The following is a 14,168-nucleotide window of genomic DNA, read 5'->3' on the forward strand; positions in this document are numbered from 1 at the left end:
CGTTACTGCTCGCGGTACTCGCGGCCCAGCTTCTGCTGCTTGCGGATGCGGCCCGCCGCGCTCAGGGCGATGGAGGGGATGAGCTTCGGGCCCAGCTTGGCCAGCATCGACCAGGTCCACCACCAGTAGTTGGTGGCGATGGCGTCCTCCACCGTGTACACGCGGTGCCACCAGCCGTAGGGCAGGTAGAGAATCTCCCCGGCCTCCAGGACGAAGTCGTAGTCCGGGACGAGGCCGCCGGGGAGCTGGTCCGCCTTGCCGCCGTGGGGCGTCAGGTCGTGGGCGCTCACGACGGACCACGGGTGGCTGAGCTTCGCCGGACTCAGCTCCGCGTCCCGCTTGGGCGAGTACAACTGCCACTGCTTGCGGCCCACCATGACGGCGTGCAGGTTGTGGGCGCGGTCCAGATGGAGCTGGGTGAAGGTGCCGCGCGGGCCCATGAAGAAGAGCTGCTCGGTCAGCTTGCGCTGGACGGCGTAGTCGTCGAAGCGGACGTCCTTGTGCAGCTCCGGCAGGGTGCGGAACAGGTCATTGCCGATGAGGTAGCCCGGCGTCTCGCCGCCCTTCGCCTTCAGCGTGTCGACGTACTCTTGCATGCTCATCTTCCGCACGCGGCCCACGCGCTCCACGCCGCCCGTGTCCTTGGCGTTGTATTGCAGCCACTCCACGGGGACGCTCACGTCGCGGTACTTCGTGGCGAAGTAGTCGAAGGTCCACCGCTCGGCTGCGGGCCAGCCTTTCATGGCGTCGGTGAGGATGACGGGTTTGTTGTTGGCTTCGATGCGCTCGTAGAAGGCCCGGCGGTTGTCGAGCGGCATGCGCTCGGGGACCAGGGGCTCGGCGACCTTCTGGGCAGTGGCGGTGCTCATGGCAGCTCTCCCGGGTGGTGCGTCAGGCCGCGCTCTCGCTTTGGCCCTGGGCGCTTGCCTTCTGCAGGCGCTCGAAGTTGTTGTCGATGCCGTGGCGCACGTCCGCCAGCATGTGGATTTCGAACTCCTGGAACGGGAAGGACGGCCAGGCGCGCAGCAGCGTCAGCAGCGACTCGTGCGAGTCGGCGTTGAGGATACAGAGGCCCATCTTCGGGAGGACGTAGTAGGCACAGTCGAAGGTGCCGTCCTGGAGGCGGGCGCCCACCCAGTCACGGACAGCGCGGTTGAGGGCGATGGGGTCCTGGGGCTGGGGGCCCGAGGTGCGGTCCTTGACGTAGACGAGGTACTTCATCGGGAAGGCTCCTTTGAAAGGTGGGGTCAGCGAGTCGAGGCGGGCCGCAGCCTGGTGAGGCTCCGGTGGATGTTCTGCAGCAGGCCGCGCGGCGTCTGTCGCAGGAAGAAGTGGTCCCCCAGGAACGTCTGGGTGGCGAACGGACCGGAGGTGAGCTGGCGCCACGCCTCCGTCGCGTCATCGGGCACGTAGTCGTCGAAGCCGCGGAAGGCGGAGAGCGGGCACGCCAGGACGGGGCCCGGCTTCCACGAGTAGCCCTCGCACACGGCAGTGTCCGCCAGCATGGTGGTGCGCATGAGCGTCAGCAGCTCTTCCGCCATGGCTCCCGACACGGCGCGCGATTCGCCCAGGCGCCGGGCCTCTGACGCGTCGATGTCATGGGTGGCCGTGGCCGGTGTGTGGGCCTGGAGCGTGTGCGGCGCCCGGTAGCTGGCGACGAAGAGGTGCAGGGGCGCCGGCAGCCCTCGCTCGCGCAGGGCCCGCGTCAGCTCGTATGCGAGCAGCGCGCCCATGCTGTGTCCGAAGAGGGCGTAGGGCTTGTCCGTGTGCTTCGCCAGCACGTCCACCAGGGGCGCGATGACGTCCGGCAGCGCGCGCAGGGGCGGCTCGCGCAGGCGGTTCTCCCGGCCGGGGAGCTGCACCGGGCACACCTCGATGTCTTGTCCCAGCTCCGCCTGCCAGGTGCGGAACAGGGAGGCGCTGCCGCCCGCGTGAGGCAGGCAGAACAGCCGCACCCAGGAAGCCGGTGCGGGGACGTGGAAGGCCAACCACTCCGTCATGACCGCACCTCGCGTCCCTGTCCGCCAACGAGCTGCTGGTACACGACGAGGTTGGCGGCCACCATGCGCGGCAGGCTGAACAGCTCCACCACACGTTGCTGTCCAGCGAGCCCCATGCGCCGCGCCCGTTCACGGTCTTCCAGCAGGTTGAGCTGCGCGGCGGCGAGCGACTCGACGTCCACTTCGCGTGGACCTCCCGGTGCGCCGGGGAGCACGGGGACGAGCAGGCCCGTCTTCTCGTGGTCGACGATTTCCGACGGGCCTCCGGAGCGCGTCGCCACCAGCGGCAGACCGGATGCCATGGCCTCGATGGCCGTGTAGCCAAAGGGCTCGTAGAGCGAAGGCACCAGCGCCAGATCCGCGATTCGATGGAGCAGCCCGAGCTGCTGGCGCGGCAGCTTGCCCAGCAGCTTGATGCGGTGGCGCAGGTGCGCGTAGCGCTGGGTCAGCGTCTGCACCATCTGCGTGGACTCACGCGAGTCGGTGCCACCGGCCAGGAGGAAGCGCACGTTGGGGCGCCGTTCGAGCACGCGCTCGGCGGCGGCGAAGATGGCGCTGATGCCCTTCATGGGATGGAGCCGGCCCGTGTAGAGGACGACCGGGTCATCCGGCGTGGCCACCGTGGCGCGCAGCCGGGCGTAGTCCTCCGGCGCGTGCGAGGGCTGGAGGAAGGGGCCCGCGTCCATGCCGCAGTGGATGGTGTGCAGCATCGACGCCGGCATCCCGTAGGTCTCCCGGATGAGTTCGCTCATGGAGTCACTCACCGAGATGACGTTCGTCGACCCGTCGTAGAAGCTGCGCTCCTCCTCGAGAATCTCCGGGTCGGGCGTCTGTCCCCACCATCGCTCGGCGGGCTCGGAGATGTAGTGGCTGGTCCCCAGCACCGGCACACCGGCCTCGTGGGCCAGCGCTCGCGCGGCGCGGTGGGTGTGCCACTGGTGGAAGTGGATGAGGTCTGGCTTCTCCTCGTGGATGAGTTGGCGGCCTCGGTGAATCAGGTCGTCGTTGAAGACGCGGATGCCGCCCACCAGGGAGAGCTTTCCCGCCTGGGAGAGGCTGCCGCGGCTGGGCGGCATCATGTGCACGGTGAGGTTGGGCTCGCGGAGTACGGCGGGCTCGCCGGGCGTGTACGCCAGGACGGTGACCTTGCACCCGCCGCGCGCCAGCCCGCGGGCCAGCTCGTAGACATAGGTGCCCACACCGCCCGCCACGTTCGGCGTGTACTCCATGGCCAGGAGGAGCGCCTTCAGGGGTGAGGAGATAGGAGGTGCCATGGGCTGTCTCTCAAAAGGGATGTGGACGCGCGGCTAACGGCTGGCCGCGCCCTCCTTGGCGGTGAGTTCGGCCAGCATTCGCAGCAGGGCCTCCACCTCCGGGTCGTCATGGCCGGGGCTCTCGCGCTGCTCGGCCACCAGGGCCGCCAGTCGATCCACCGTCGGCGCTTCGAACAGCGATTGCAGCGGCACCGTGAATCCGAAGGTGTCCCGCAGCCGTCCCACCACCGTGGTGGCCAGCAGGGAGTGTCCACCGAGCGCGAAGAAGTCGTCGTGGATGCCCACCGGCCGCACGCCCAGCACGTCCTCCCAGATGCGCGCCACCACCTGCTGGTCCTCGGTGTCGGGAGCCACGTAGGCCACGGCCATCGCGGGGCGGGAGTAGCCCGCGGCGGGAGCCTCGTCGGGCTCCTCCGTTTCGGGGGCGCGCTCCGCGGACGGCGCGGCGGCCAGGGCGCGGTGCCCGTCGGGGGAGACCCAGTAGCGCTTGCGCTCGAAGGGGTAGGTGGGCAGCCCGACGCGTTGGCGCCGTTCCTCGCCGTTGAAGGCTTCCCAGTCCACATCCACGCCGGACAGCCAGAGCTGTCCCAGCGCGCCGAGCAGCACGGCCGTATCCGCCTGCCGCGTATCCGGATGACGGAGCGATGTCACCGTGGTGGGCACCTGCCGGAGCGCGCCAGGCTGGGACGCGAAGGTGGTCAGCGTGCGGCCGGGACCGACCTCCAGGAGCACCTGCGCGGGTTGCAGCTGCGCGAGTCCCGCGGCGAAGCGGACCGGCTGACGCAGGTGGCGAGCCCAGTAGGCCGGGTCCTTCGCCTCGGTGGCCGTCACCCACGTGCCGGTGACGTTGGAGAGGAAGGGGATTTGCGGCGCGGACAGCTTCATCCGCCGCAGGCGCTCGGTGAAGGGCGCGACGATGGGGTCCATCATCGCCGAGTGGAACGCGTGAGAGGTGTGCAGGCGACGCGACTGGACGCCACGTGCGTCGAGCCGGGCCTTCAGCGCGTCCACGGCGTCTTCGGGGCCGGCGACCACCGTCATCGACGGCGCGTTCACCGCGGCCACGGACAGCCGCGCATCCAGCGACGACACCAGTTCCGCCTCCGACAGCGCGACGGAGAGCATGGCACCCGGCGGCAGGTCCTGCATCAGCTGGCCCCGCGCGGCCACCAGGGCCAGCGCGTCCGGCAAGGTGAAGACGCCCGCGAGGCACGCGGCCACGTACTCACCGATGCTGTGGCCCACCATGGCTTCGGGCCGCACGCCCCAGGACATCCACAGCCGCGCGAGCGCGTACTCGATGATGAAGAGGGCCGGCTGGGCCAACCGCGTCTGCTGCAACTGCCGCTGGGCTTCCTCGGCGCGGTCCGCGGCGGGGAAGAGGACTTCGCGCAGATCCAGCTTGAGGTGCGGGATGAGCCGGGTGGCGCAGTCGTCCACGTCCGCGCGGAACCCACGCTCGTTCTCGTACAGGCCCTGCGCCATGCCCGCGTACTGCGCGCCCTGGCCGGGGAACATGAACACGGTGGGGCGGCTGGTGCGCTCCTCGGTGGCGGAGAGCTGCCGACTGATGTCGCCCAGCGCCGTGAGCGCGTCCTCACGCCCCTGACAAACGATGGCGCGGCGGTGCGGGTGGCGCCGCCTGCCCACCTGGAGCGTGTACGCCACGTCCGCGGGCTCCAGGCCCTTGTTCGCGCGGAGGTGCTCCTCCAGCCGGGAGGCCTGCGCGGCGAGCGCCGTGGGCGTGCGCGCCGACAAGACCAGGAGTTGGTGCGGGCGCCTGGACGGAACCGGAGCGCGGGAGGGCGGCTCCTCCAGGATGACATGGGCGTTGGTGCCGCCCATGCCGAAGCTGCTCACGCCGGCACGCCGAGGCTCGCGGGCGGGTGCCTTCCACTCGCGCAGCTTCGTGTTGACGTAGAAGGGGCTCGCGTCCCAGGGGATGTTGGGGTTCGGCGTCTCGAAGTTGAGGCTGGGTGGCAGCTTGCGGTGCTTCAGCGCCAGCGCCGTCTTGATGAGGCCCGCCACGCCCGCCGCCGCGTCCAGGTGGCCCAGGTTGGGCTTGATGGAGCCCAGGGCGCAGGTGCGCGGTCCGGCCGCCTCGTCGCCGAAGGCGCGGATGAGGGCCTGCACTTCGATGGGGTCTCCCAGCGCGGTGCCGGTGCCGTGCGCCTCCACGTAGCCGATGCTCCCGGCCGATACGCCCGCGCTGCCCAGGGCCTCGGAGATGACGGCGGCCTGGCCCTCGACGCCCGGCGCGGTGTAGCCCACGCGCGCGGCGCCGTCGTTGTTCACCGCGGAGCCCTTGATGACCGCGTAGATGGGGCTGCCATCCGCCAGCGCATCTTCCAGGCGCCGCAGCGCCACCACGCCCGCGCCGCTGCCGAAGACGATGCCCTTGGCCTGCGCGTCGAAGGGGCGGCAGTGCCCGTCCGGCGACAGGATGCCGCCATCCACGTAGCGGTAGCCGCCCTGAATCTGGAGGTTGATGGACACGCCGCCCGCGAGCGCGAGGTCACACTCCTGGTTGAGCAGGCTCTGACAGGCGACGTGGACCGCGACCAGCGACGTGGAGCACGCGCTCTCGATGTTGAAGCTGGGGCCGCGCAGGTCCAGCTTGTAGGCGGCCCGCGTAGTGAGGAAGCTGCCCGCGTTGCCCAGGTTGAGCTGGAGCGGGTCCGCCGTGCGCATCAGCTCCGCGTTCCCCAGCAGGTTGAGCAGCAGGTAGGTGCTCAGGGCCTGTCCGCCGAACACGCCCACCAACAGCTCGGGAGGCGGAGCGCCGTAGCCCGCGTCCTCCAGCGCCTCCAGCGCGCACTCCAGGAAGAGGCGCTGCTGCGGGTCCATGACCTCCGCCTCGCGCGGCGTGTAGCCGAAGAAGGCCGCGTCGAAGCCCGCCACGTCGTCCAACCGTGAGGCTACCTTCACGAAGTGCGGATCCTTCAGCACCTCGGGGGGCAGGCCCGCCTTGAGGACTGCCTCGTCCGAAAGTGGCTCAATGGACTCCACGCCGTCGCAGAGGTTGCGCCACAGCTCCTCCAGGCTGCGAGCGCCCGGGAAGCGCCCGGCCATCCCGGTGATTGCGATCTCCATGCCTGTGTTGCTGTCCGACACGCTGTCCCCCTCTTGCACTCAGTTTCCCGACTGGCGCCGCTGCTGGATGAGCTCCCGACGCCTGGCTCCGCGGCTTCGCCGGTCACTGGTCGTGGCCGAGGCCTGTTCCTGCCCTCGCGTCAGCAGCCGGGCCATGGCGCTGAGCGTGGGGTTCTCGAAGAGCGCCACCACCGGCAGGTCCTTGCCGAAGCGGCGCTTCACCTCGTTGATGACCTTCAGGCCAATCAGCGAGTTGCCACCGAGCTCGAAGAAGTTCTCGTGCAGCGCCACGCTCTCCACGCCCAGGAAGCGCTGCCAGATGTCCGCCAGCTCGCGCTCCGCCTCGTCCATGTTGGCGGGCACCGTGCGCTCCGTCGTCGGCGCGGCGTCCGTCTCCATGGGGCCCATCAAGTCCTGGAGCAGCGAGGCGCTGCGCGCCATGGCCGCTCGCAGGTCCTCGGTGGACACCACGACGTGCGTGGGGGCCTGCGCCAACACGCGCTCGAAGACGTCCACGCCCTCGGCCGGTGTCAGGGCATGGGCCAGCATCGCCTCCCGCATCGGGTTGGCGCCGTCCGGCATCTGCGTCGTTACGGCCTGGCCCACCTCGCGCCAGGTGTCCCAGGCCAGGGAGATGATCGGCACGTTCCCCGTCGCCGCGGCCTGGTGGGCGAAGGCATCCTGGAAGGCACACGCGGCGCAGTGGTCAATCTGCCCGGGCTCCGCCGTGTAGGCGGTGCGAGACGAGCAGAGCACGAAGAAGTCCAAGGGCGTGTCGCGCAGCAGCGCGTGCAGGATCCACGTGCCCGACACCTTGGGGCGCAGGACGTCCTCCACGGCCTTCTGGGTGCGGAGCTGGGCCAGTCCGCCCGCGGGCACGCCCGCGGCGTGGATGACGCCGTGGAGTTCGCCATAGGCCTGCCGCGCCTGGCGCAGCACCTCGGCCATCTGCTCGGCGTCGCCCACGTCCGCCTGGAGGACCAGGACCTCGGAGCCCAGGGACTCCAGCGCCAGCACCTGGCGAATCCGCTGACTCACCCGGTCCTGCTCACCGCGCTCGGTGAGCCAGGTGTCCCAGGTGTCACGTTCCGGCAGGGCATTGCGGCCCACCAGCACCAGCCGGGCCTGGACCTGCCGCGCGAGTGACTCCGCGAGCACCAGTCCGATGCCACCCAGGCCGCCGGTGATGAGGTACGTGCCTCGCGGACGCAGGCGCGACGGCGCATCCGCAGCGGGCGCGGAGATGCGCACCTGCTCGATCGACTGTTCCCAGCGGTTCGGGCCTCGGAGCGCCACGGCGCCGTTGGAGGAACCCGTGGCCAGCTCACCCACCAGCCGCGCCACCAGGGCCTGGAGCGTCTTGCTACAGCTCGGGGCCTCCACGTCGATCGACCGACATGACAGGCCCGGCACCTCGTGCGGCAGCACGCGGCAGGCGCCCAGGAGCGTGGCCTTCTCCGGAGCCAGCACCTCATGTCCGGTGACGGCCTGCACGCCGCTGGAGACCACCGTGATTTGCACGGGCCCGGACGCGCCATGGCCCGCCAGGGCCTGTGCGAGGAAGAGCAGGCTGAAGAAGCCAGTGCGCTGGGCGTGCTCCACGCCCGCCAGTCCTTCTCCCGCGGAGTCCACGCTCCACAGGTGGACGATGCGCTCGGGCCGGCAGGAGTCCTCGGCGAGCGCGTTCAGCAGCGCCGCGTAGGTCTCCGGGCGGGTGGGGTCCACTTCGAAGGCGCCGTCATCCACCCGGCGGAAGTCGGAGCCCTGCGACACCCGGGTGACCCGGCCGCCGCTCTCCGTCAGCCGTGTCGCCAAGGCGTCTCCCAGCCCGCTGGTGTCGGTGAAGACGAGCCAGTTCTGGGGCGCGGCGGTGGTTGCGCGTAGTGCGAGCGTGCGCTTCCAGGATGGCAGATAGAACCAGTCCGCCGCGTCTTTGCGCCGGGCGAGCGAGACGTCGCTGGCGATCGCGATGCCGGCTGCATTCGGCTCCAGCCAGTGCCGCTTGCGCTCGAAGGGGTAGGTGGGCAGCACCACGCGCCGGCGCTGCTCTCCGGCCTGGAGACGCCGCCAGTCCATGGGCACGCCCGCCGCCCAGAGCCGGCCCAGCGTGGTGAGGACGAAGCGCATGTCGGAGCCGGGCTCACGAGGCGCCCGCATCGACGTGAGCACCACGGTGGGCTGGCCACGCTCCACCTGCAGGCGCGCGAGCGAGCCCAGCGTCCGCCCGGGACCGACCTCCAGCAGCACGCGCGACGGGTTCTCCAGCAGGCAACGCACGCCCGGACCGAAGCGCACCGTCTGCCGCAGGTGGCGCACCCAGTACCTCGGGTCGGTGGCCTCCTCCTCGGTCACCCATGTCCCCGTGACGCCAGAGACGAAGGGCTGCGTCGGCGTCTGGAGCTTCAGCCGCCCGACGAAGGCCGCGAACGCCGGCAGGATGGAGTCGATGAGGTGGGAGTGCGCGGCCACGTCGATGTGGACGCGGCGGTGCTCGATGCCTCGCGTCGCCAGGTCGGCGGAAAGCGCATCCACCGAGGCGGTGTCGCCGGCCACCACGCATTGCGACGGTCCGTTGACGGCGGCCAGGGACAGGCGCTCGCCCAGCATCGGCAGCAGCTCCTGTTCGGACAGGGCCACGCTCACCATCGCGCCGGAGGGAAGCTGCTCGAAGAGGCGGCCACGCTCGGCCACCAACGCCAGCGCGTCCTCCAGCGAGAAGACACCCGCGAGGCAGGCGGCCACGTACTCGCCCATGCTGTGGCCAATCATCGCCTCGGGCCGGATGCCCCAGGACTCCCACAGCCTGGCCAGCGCGTACTCCACCGTGAAGAGCGCGGGCAGGCCCACGGAGGGGCGAGGAAGGGGCGCGCCCGCGTCCGCGTCGCCCGGCGGGTACAGCACCGTGCGAAGCGACGGTCCGCCGCGGCGCTGGAAGATGGCGGCGCACGCGTCGAAGGCTTCGCGGAAGGCGGGCTCCTTCTCGTACAGCTCCTGCCCCATGCGCAGGTGCTGCGCGCCACCGCCGGGGAAGAGGAACACGACGGACCGGCCACCGTCCTTGGCCACGTCCGTGAACACGCGCTCGGGGTTCACCTCGGACAGCACCGTGGCCGCGTCCTCGCCACTCTCGCAGACCACCACGCGCCGGTGCGGAAAGGCCTTGCGGCCAATCTGGAGGGTGTAGGCCACGTCCGCCAGGGACTGCTCGGGGTGCGCCTCCAGGTGCGTGCCCAGGTTCTGGGTGAGCGCATCGAGCGCGGCTGGCTTCTTCGCGGAGAGCACCAGCAGCTGCCACGGCCGCGACGGACCGGAGGGTGCCGGGGGCGGCGGCGCTTCCAGCAGTGCGTGGGCGTTGGTGCCACCAATGCCGAAGGAGCTCACGCCCGCGCGGCGCCGGTGGTCATGCGGCTGCCAGTCCCTCAACGCGGCATTCACGAAGAAGGGGCTGCGTGTCCAGTCGATGTTCGGGTTGGGCGTGCGGCAATGGAGGGTGGGGGGAATGCGTCCGTGCTCCACCGCCAGGGCCGTCTTGATGAGCCCCGCCACGCCGGCCGCCGCGTCCAGGTGGCCGATGTTCGACTTGACCGAGCCGAGCGCGCAAAAGCTGGTGGCCTCGGTGCCGGCGCGGAAGGCGCTCGTCAGCGCGGAGACCTCGACCGGATCTCCCAGCAGGGTGCCGGTGCCGTGCGTCTCCACGTAGCCCACGGTGTCTGGCGTCACGCCCGCCAGGGCGTGGGTGCGGGCAATGACCTCCGCCTGTCCCTCGGCGCTGGGCGCGGTGTAGCCGAGCTTCGAGGCGCCGTCGTTGTTGATGGCGGAGGCCCGGATGACGGCGTGGATGTGGCTGCCGTCCGCGAGCGCGTCATCCAGCCGCTTGAGCACCACCACGCCCACGCCGCTGCCGAAGAGCGTTCCCTGGGCCTGGGCGTCGAAGGGACGGCAGTGACCGTCCGGGGACGCGATGCCGCCGGGCTGGTGCACGTAGCCCGTGCGCTGAGGCACGTCCACGGACACGCCGCCCGCGATGGCCACGTCGCACTGGAAGCCCATCAGTGACTGGCAGGCCAGGTGGGTGGCGACCAGCGACGTGGAGCAGCCCGTCTGGACATCCAGGCTGGGGCCCTTGAGGTCCAGGTGGTACGCCAGCCGCGTGGCGAGGAAGTCCTTGTCGTTGCCAATCATCACCTGGAAGCTGTCGCTCGACTCGAGCAACTCCGGGTGCGTGCGCAGGTTGAAGAGCAGGTACGTGCTCAGGCTCGTGCCCGCGAAGACGCCCACCGAGCGCGACTCCGTATCCAGTCCGTGGCCCGCGCGCTCGATGGCCTCCCACGCGCACTCCAGGAAGATGCGGTGCTGCGGGTCCATCAGCGCCGCCTCGCGCGGCGAATAGCCGAAGAAGCTCGCGTCGAACGCGTCCACCTGGTCCAGCACGGCCCCGGCGCGCACGAAGCCCGGCTGTCGCAGGCGCTCCTCGGGAACGCCGCGTGCTTTCAGTTCGTCGTCCGTGAAGAAGCGGATGCCTTCCACACCCTCGCAGAGGTTCCGCCAGAAGGTCTCCACGTCGGGGGAGCCCGGGAAGCGGCCCGCCATTCCGACGATGGCAATGGCCAGATCGTCGCCTTCACTCAGGTTGTCTTCGCTCATGGCTGTCGACGAACTCATGTTCAGGAAGCGAGGTGGGGCAGCGGCCCGGCGGCACCACGCACATGCCCCACGGAGCCCTCATGCTGCAGGGCTCAGGGCGGTGACCGTGACGCCGGGCAGGGCTCCACGGTGCGCGGAGGCGCGGCTCAGCTGGCTGCCTGGGCGGCGGGCGGCGTGCTCGTGAGAGAGAACGCGTCAGCGAGCAGCTCGTAGGAGCGCAGCCGGGCGCGATGGTCGTGGACGATGGTGGTGACGAGCAGCTCGTCCGCCTGGAACTCGGCGGCCATGCGCAACAGCTGTTCCTTCACCTGGCCCGGTGAACCACACACGACGCGCTTGCGGTCGAACTCGAGCGTGGCCAGGTCCTCGGGCGTGTAGGCGTAGGCTTCCGCCTCCTCAATGGAAGGAATGGGCGCCTCGGGCCGGCCCCTGCGCGTGTTGATGGTCAGCAGGTCGCTGCTCCGGGCTATTCGCCGGGCCTCCTGCTCGGTCGGGGCACAGATGACGTAGACGCTGACGGCGGAGTTGGGCGCCGCCTGCACGTGCGAAGGCTGGAAGCGCTCGCGATACCCCCGCGTCACCGGGCCACCGTGGATGGGGTTGAAGAAGTGCGCGAAGCAGAAGGACAGACCCAGCCGGGCCGCGAGCGCGGCGCTCTGCTCGCCCGAGCCCAGGGCCCAGACCTGCGGCATGCCCGGCGCCATCGTCTTCAGGCTCAGCTTCTCGAACTCCGGCGTCGCGGGCGTGGTGCCCGACAGGAAGGCGACGAGGTCCTCCAGCTTCGTGGGGAAGTTCTCGTTGTTCATCGGCGGGCCGTAGGCCAGGGCGCGGGCCACCAGGTCCGTGCTGCCCGACGTCCGTCCGATGCCCAGGTCGATGCGGTTGGGGTGGAGCGTCTCCAGCAGCCGGAAGACCTCGGCGACCTTGAAGGGGCTGTAGTTCGACAGCAGGACGCCGCCCGTTCCCACCCGGATGCGAGACGTCGCCGCTGCGACATGCGCGACGAGGATTTCCGGCGCCACGCCCGCGAAGTGTCCTGAGCCGTGATGCTCCGCGAGCCAGAAGCGGTGATAACCGAGCTGCTCGGCGGCTCGGGCCAGCTCCACCGTGTTTTGGAAGGCCGCACGTGTCTGGGAGCCGCTGGCGACGATGGAGTGATCGAGAACACTGAGCTTCACGGCGAGCGTTCCTTCCCGGGCAGACGACGCCCCCGGGGCCGCTTCGAGACGGGCCGAGTCGTCGCGTGTCCGCGTTTCAAGATGGTGACAAAGCCTATAGTAGCGCGGCTAGCTGCGACAAATGGGTTTTGGTTGATTATACTTGAAACTTGAAAATAGGCGGCAGGCCGGAGTGAGCCTGATTGCCAGGGGCTCTTTCATTCCCCGAGGCTCGGTGTGACACGGGCTGTTACTCGACGACGACGAGCGCGCACATCAACGCGCCTTGGGTCGCGTTGACCACGTCCTTGCCCTGACCGGTGGGGTTCAGTCGCACCATGGTTCCGCCGTAGCGCTCACCGAAGACAAAGGCGCCCCAGATGAGGATGTGGGGGCCCACGGCGCCGTCGTCCCGCAGGAAGTGGTAGGGGCGGGGCTCGATGCGCTCCTGGACAATCCACCCGCCGTGCTCCAGGGCTTCCTGGATGGCGGCGTCCCAGTCCTCGGCGGTCATCGCACGGCCAATCAGCACCGACTTGCCGCCATAGGCGCGGCCCGCCTTGAGCACCAGGCCTTCGCGCTTCGAGGCGGCGAGCTCGTCGGGCAGCCACACGGAGGCTCCGTCGCGCGTCGTCTGGGCGGAGCGCACGCGGCGCGTCCAGGGAATGTGCCGGCGGATGAACTCCCGCTCCTCGGGAGTGAGCGCGGGTGACGCCTCGTTCTCCGACAACAGCGCGATGTTGAGCTTGTCGTCGAGCAGTTCCTGCGCTGGGCCGTTGTAGAGACACAAGGTGCGCGCGGCGAGCGCGGCGCGGACGCGGGCGTCGAAGTCCAGGCCCACCACTTCGAGCCGATCTCTCGCGTCATGTTCCTGCACCGCGTGCAGGCGCCGGCCGCGCATCGTGAAGCAGTGGCCCTCCGCGTCCTTCACCTCGCTGTAGGTGCCGATGAGCACCTCGCCCTTCGCGCCTTCCTCAGCGAGCAGCTCGCTCAGCGTGCTGTTGAGCAGCAGCGTCGCCATCTCCCTGCCCGCGGCTTCGGGCAGCTCGTTGTCGGGGAAGAGCACGGCCAGATTGCATTCGCCCTCCCACGAAACGGTCCGTCGCACGTCCTCGACGACATGCCCCAGGAAGGCGCGCAGCGTGTCCTGAAGCTGGATGCGCAGGCCCTGCTCCTCGGTGAAGCGCTGGAGTACGGGCTGGTCCATCACCACCTGCGCCTTGAGCCCCGTCTCCCAACCGCCCAGGCCCGCCATCATGTTGACCTCAAGGCACTTGAGGCCGTCGGCCGAGTCGATGAAGTCCCCGCGGCTGAGCGCGCCGCGCGCGTCCTCCGTGTTGGCCAGGACCTCCGCCGCCACGCGCGCCCGTTCCAGCGAGACACCGTAGTAGTCGGCGATGCGCCGAGGGTCGCCGTCCAGCAACAGCCGGGGCCCGCGCTTGATGAGCCGGCTGAGCTTCACCGAGACCTCCTCCAGCTCACGGTCGCGGCGCGAGTCGATGAGGAGCGGCCACCGGTGCAGCTCGTAATACATCAGCGGTGATGCTTCGAACTTGTGGAAGCGGTGCCGCGCGAACACCTCGGGCGTCCGCTCCGCGAACTTCAGGAAGGCCACCGCCGCCGCGGACAGCTCACCGTGCAGCGCCTGGATTTCATCGGAGAACTTCAGCTCGCCTGGGTGTCCGTCGATTTGTGACATTTTCCGCGTAATAGCACTTTGTCTCAGAGTGCGTAGAAGGCGGATGTTTTGCGTACCCGAAGCGACGGCGGCTCACGCGGAGGCGTCAACCTTCCAGGGCGCTGGCTGAGCTGATCCCGCAGCGCGAACGTGGTGTTCGTCTGGAGCCGCGTCAGCAGCAGCTGCGCTCCGATGCGCGCGAGCCCAGCATCAGGACTCGGGATGAAAACCGGAATGTGGGTGCTCATAGCTTATGCTGAGCGTCCCCCTCTAGCGAAGGTCTCCGGCTTTTCCACAGCTCCGCCCCTTGGAACCTCTCACC

The 14,168-nt window shown here is 69.9% G+C and carries 8 protein-coding genes; all 8 read right to left on the minus strand.

What is annotated here, in order from left to right:
- Positions 1-2 precede the first annotated feature (2 nt).
- Positions 3-869, minus strand: coding sequence for a cupin-like domain-containing protein (locus BHS09_RS18185; protein WP_140791651.1), 867 nt, complete (start codon positions 867-869; stop codon positions 3-5).
- 22 nt (positions 870-891) lie between these two features.
- Positions 892-1,221: a hypothetical protein gene (locus tag BHS09_RS18190; RefSeq protein ID WP_140791653.1), complete on the minus strand. Its 330-nt coding sequence runs from the start codon at positions 1,219-1,221 to the stop codon at positions 892-894.
- Between the two features lie 26 nt (positions 1,222-1,247).
- On the minus strand, positions 1,248-2,000 hold the full coding sequence (locus BHS09_RS18195; RefSeq protein ID WP_140791655.1) for a thioesterase II family protein: 753 nt from the start codon (positions 1,998-2,000) through the stop codon (positions 1,248-1,250).
- Entirely contained in the window at positions 1,997-3,274 is a 1,278-nt protein-coding gene (locus BHS09_RS18200; RefSeq protein WP_140791657.1) for a glycosyltransferase family 4 protein, read from the minus strand. The genes BHS09_RS18195 and BHS09_RS18200 overlap by 4 nt, the downstream gene beginning before the upstream one ends.
- A gap of 33 nt (positions 3,275-3,307) precedes the next feature.
- Positions 3,308-6,367, minus strand: coding sequence for a type I polyketide synthase (locus tag BHS09_RS18205; RefSeq protein WP_140796499.1), 3,060 nt, complete (start codon positions 6,365-6,367; stop codon positions 3,308-3,310).
- A 39-nt stretch (positions 6,368-6,406) separates the two neighbouring features.
- The gene (locus BHS09_RS18210; RefSeq protein WP_140791659.1) at positions 6,407-11,011 is read right to left on the minus strand and encodes a type I polyketide synthase; all 4,605 of its coding nucleotides are present in this window, start codon (positions 11,009-11,011) and stop codon (positions 6,407-6,409) included.
- A gap of 146 nt (positions 11,012-11,157) precedes the next feature.
- Positions 11,158-12,189, minus strand: a complete 1,032-nt coding sequence (locus BHS09_RS18215; RefSeq protein WP_140798445.1) for an LLM class flavin-dependent oxidoreductase — start codon at positions 12,187-12,189, stop codon at positions 11,158-11,160.
- Between the two features lie 229 nt (positions 12,190-12,418).
- Positions 12,419-13,867 carry a hypothetical protein gene (locus tag BHS09_RS18220; protein WP_140791664.1) on the minus strand — a complete coding sequence of 483 codons (1,449 nt, stop codon included), beginning with the start codon at positions 13,865-13,867 and terminating at the stop codon, positions 12,419-12,421.
- Positions 13,868-14,168: the final 301 nt, after the last annotated feature.

The sequence above is a fragment of the Myxococcus xanthus genome (assembly GCF_006402735.1).
Taxonomy (GTDB): domain Bacteria; phylum Myxococcota; class Myxococcia; order Myxococcales; family Myxococcaceae; genus Myxococcus; species Myxococcus xanthus_A.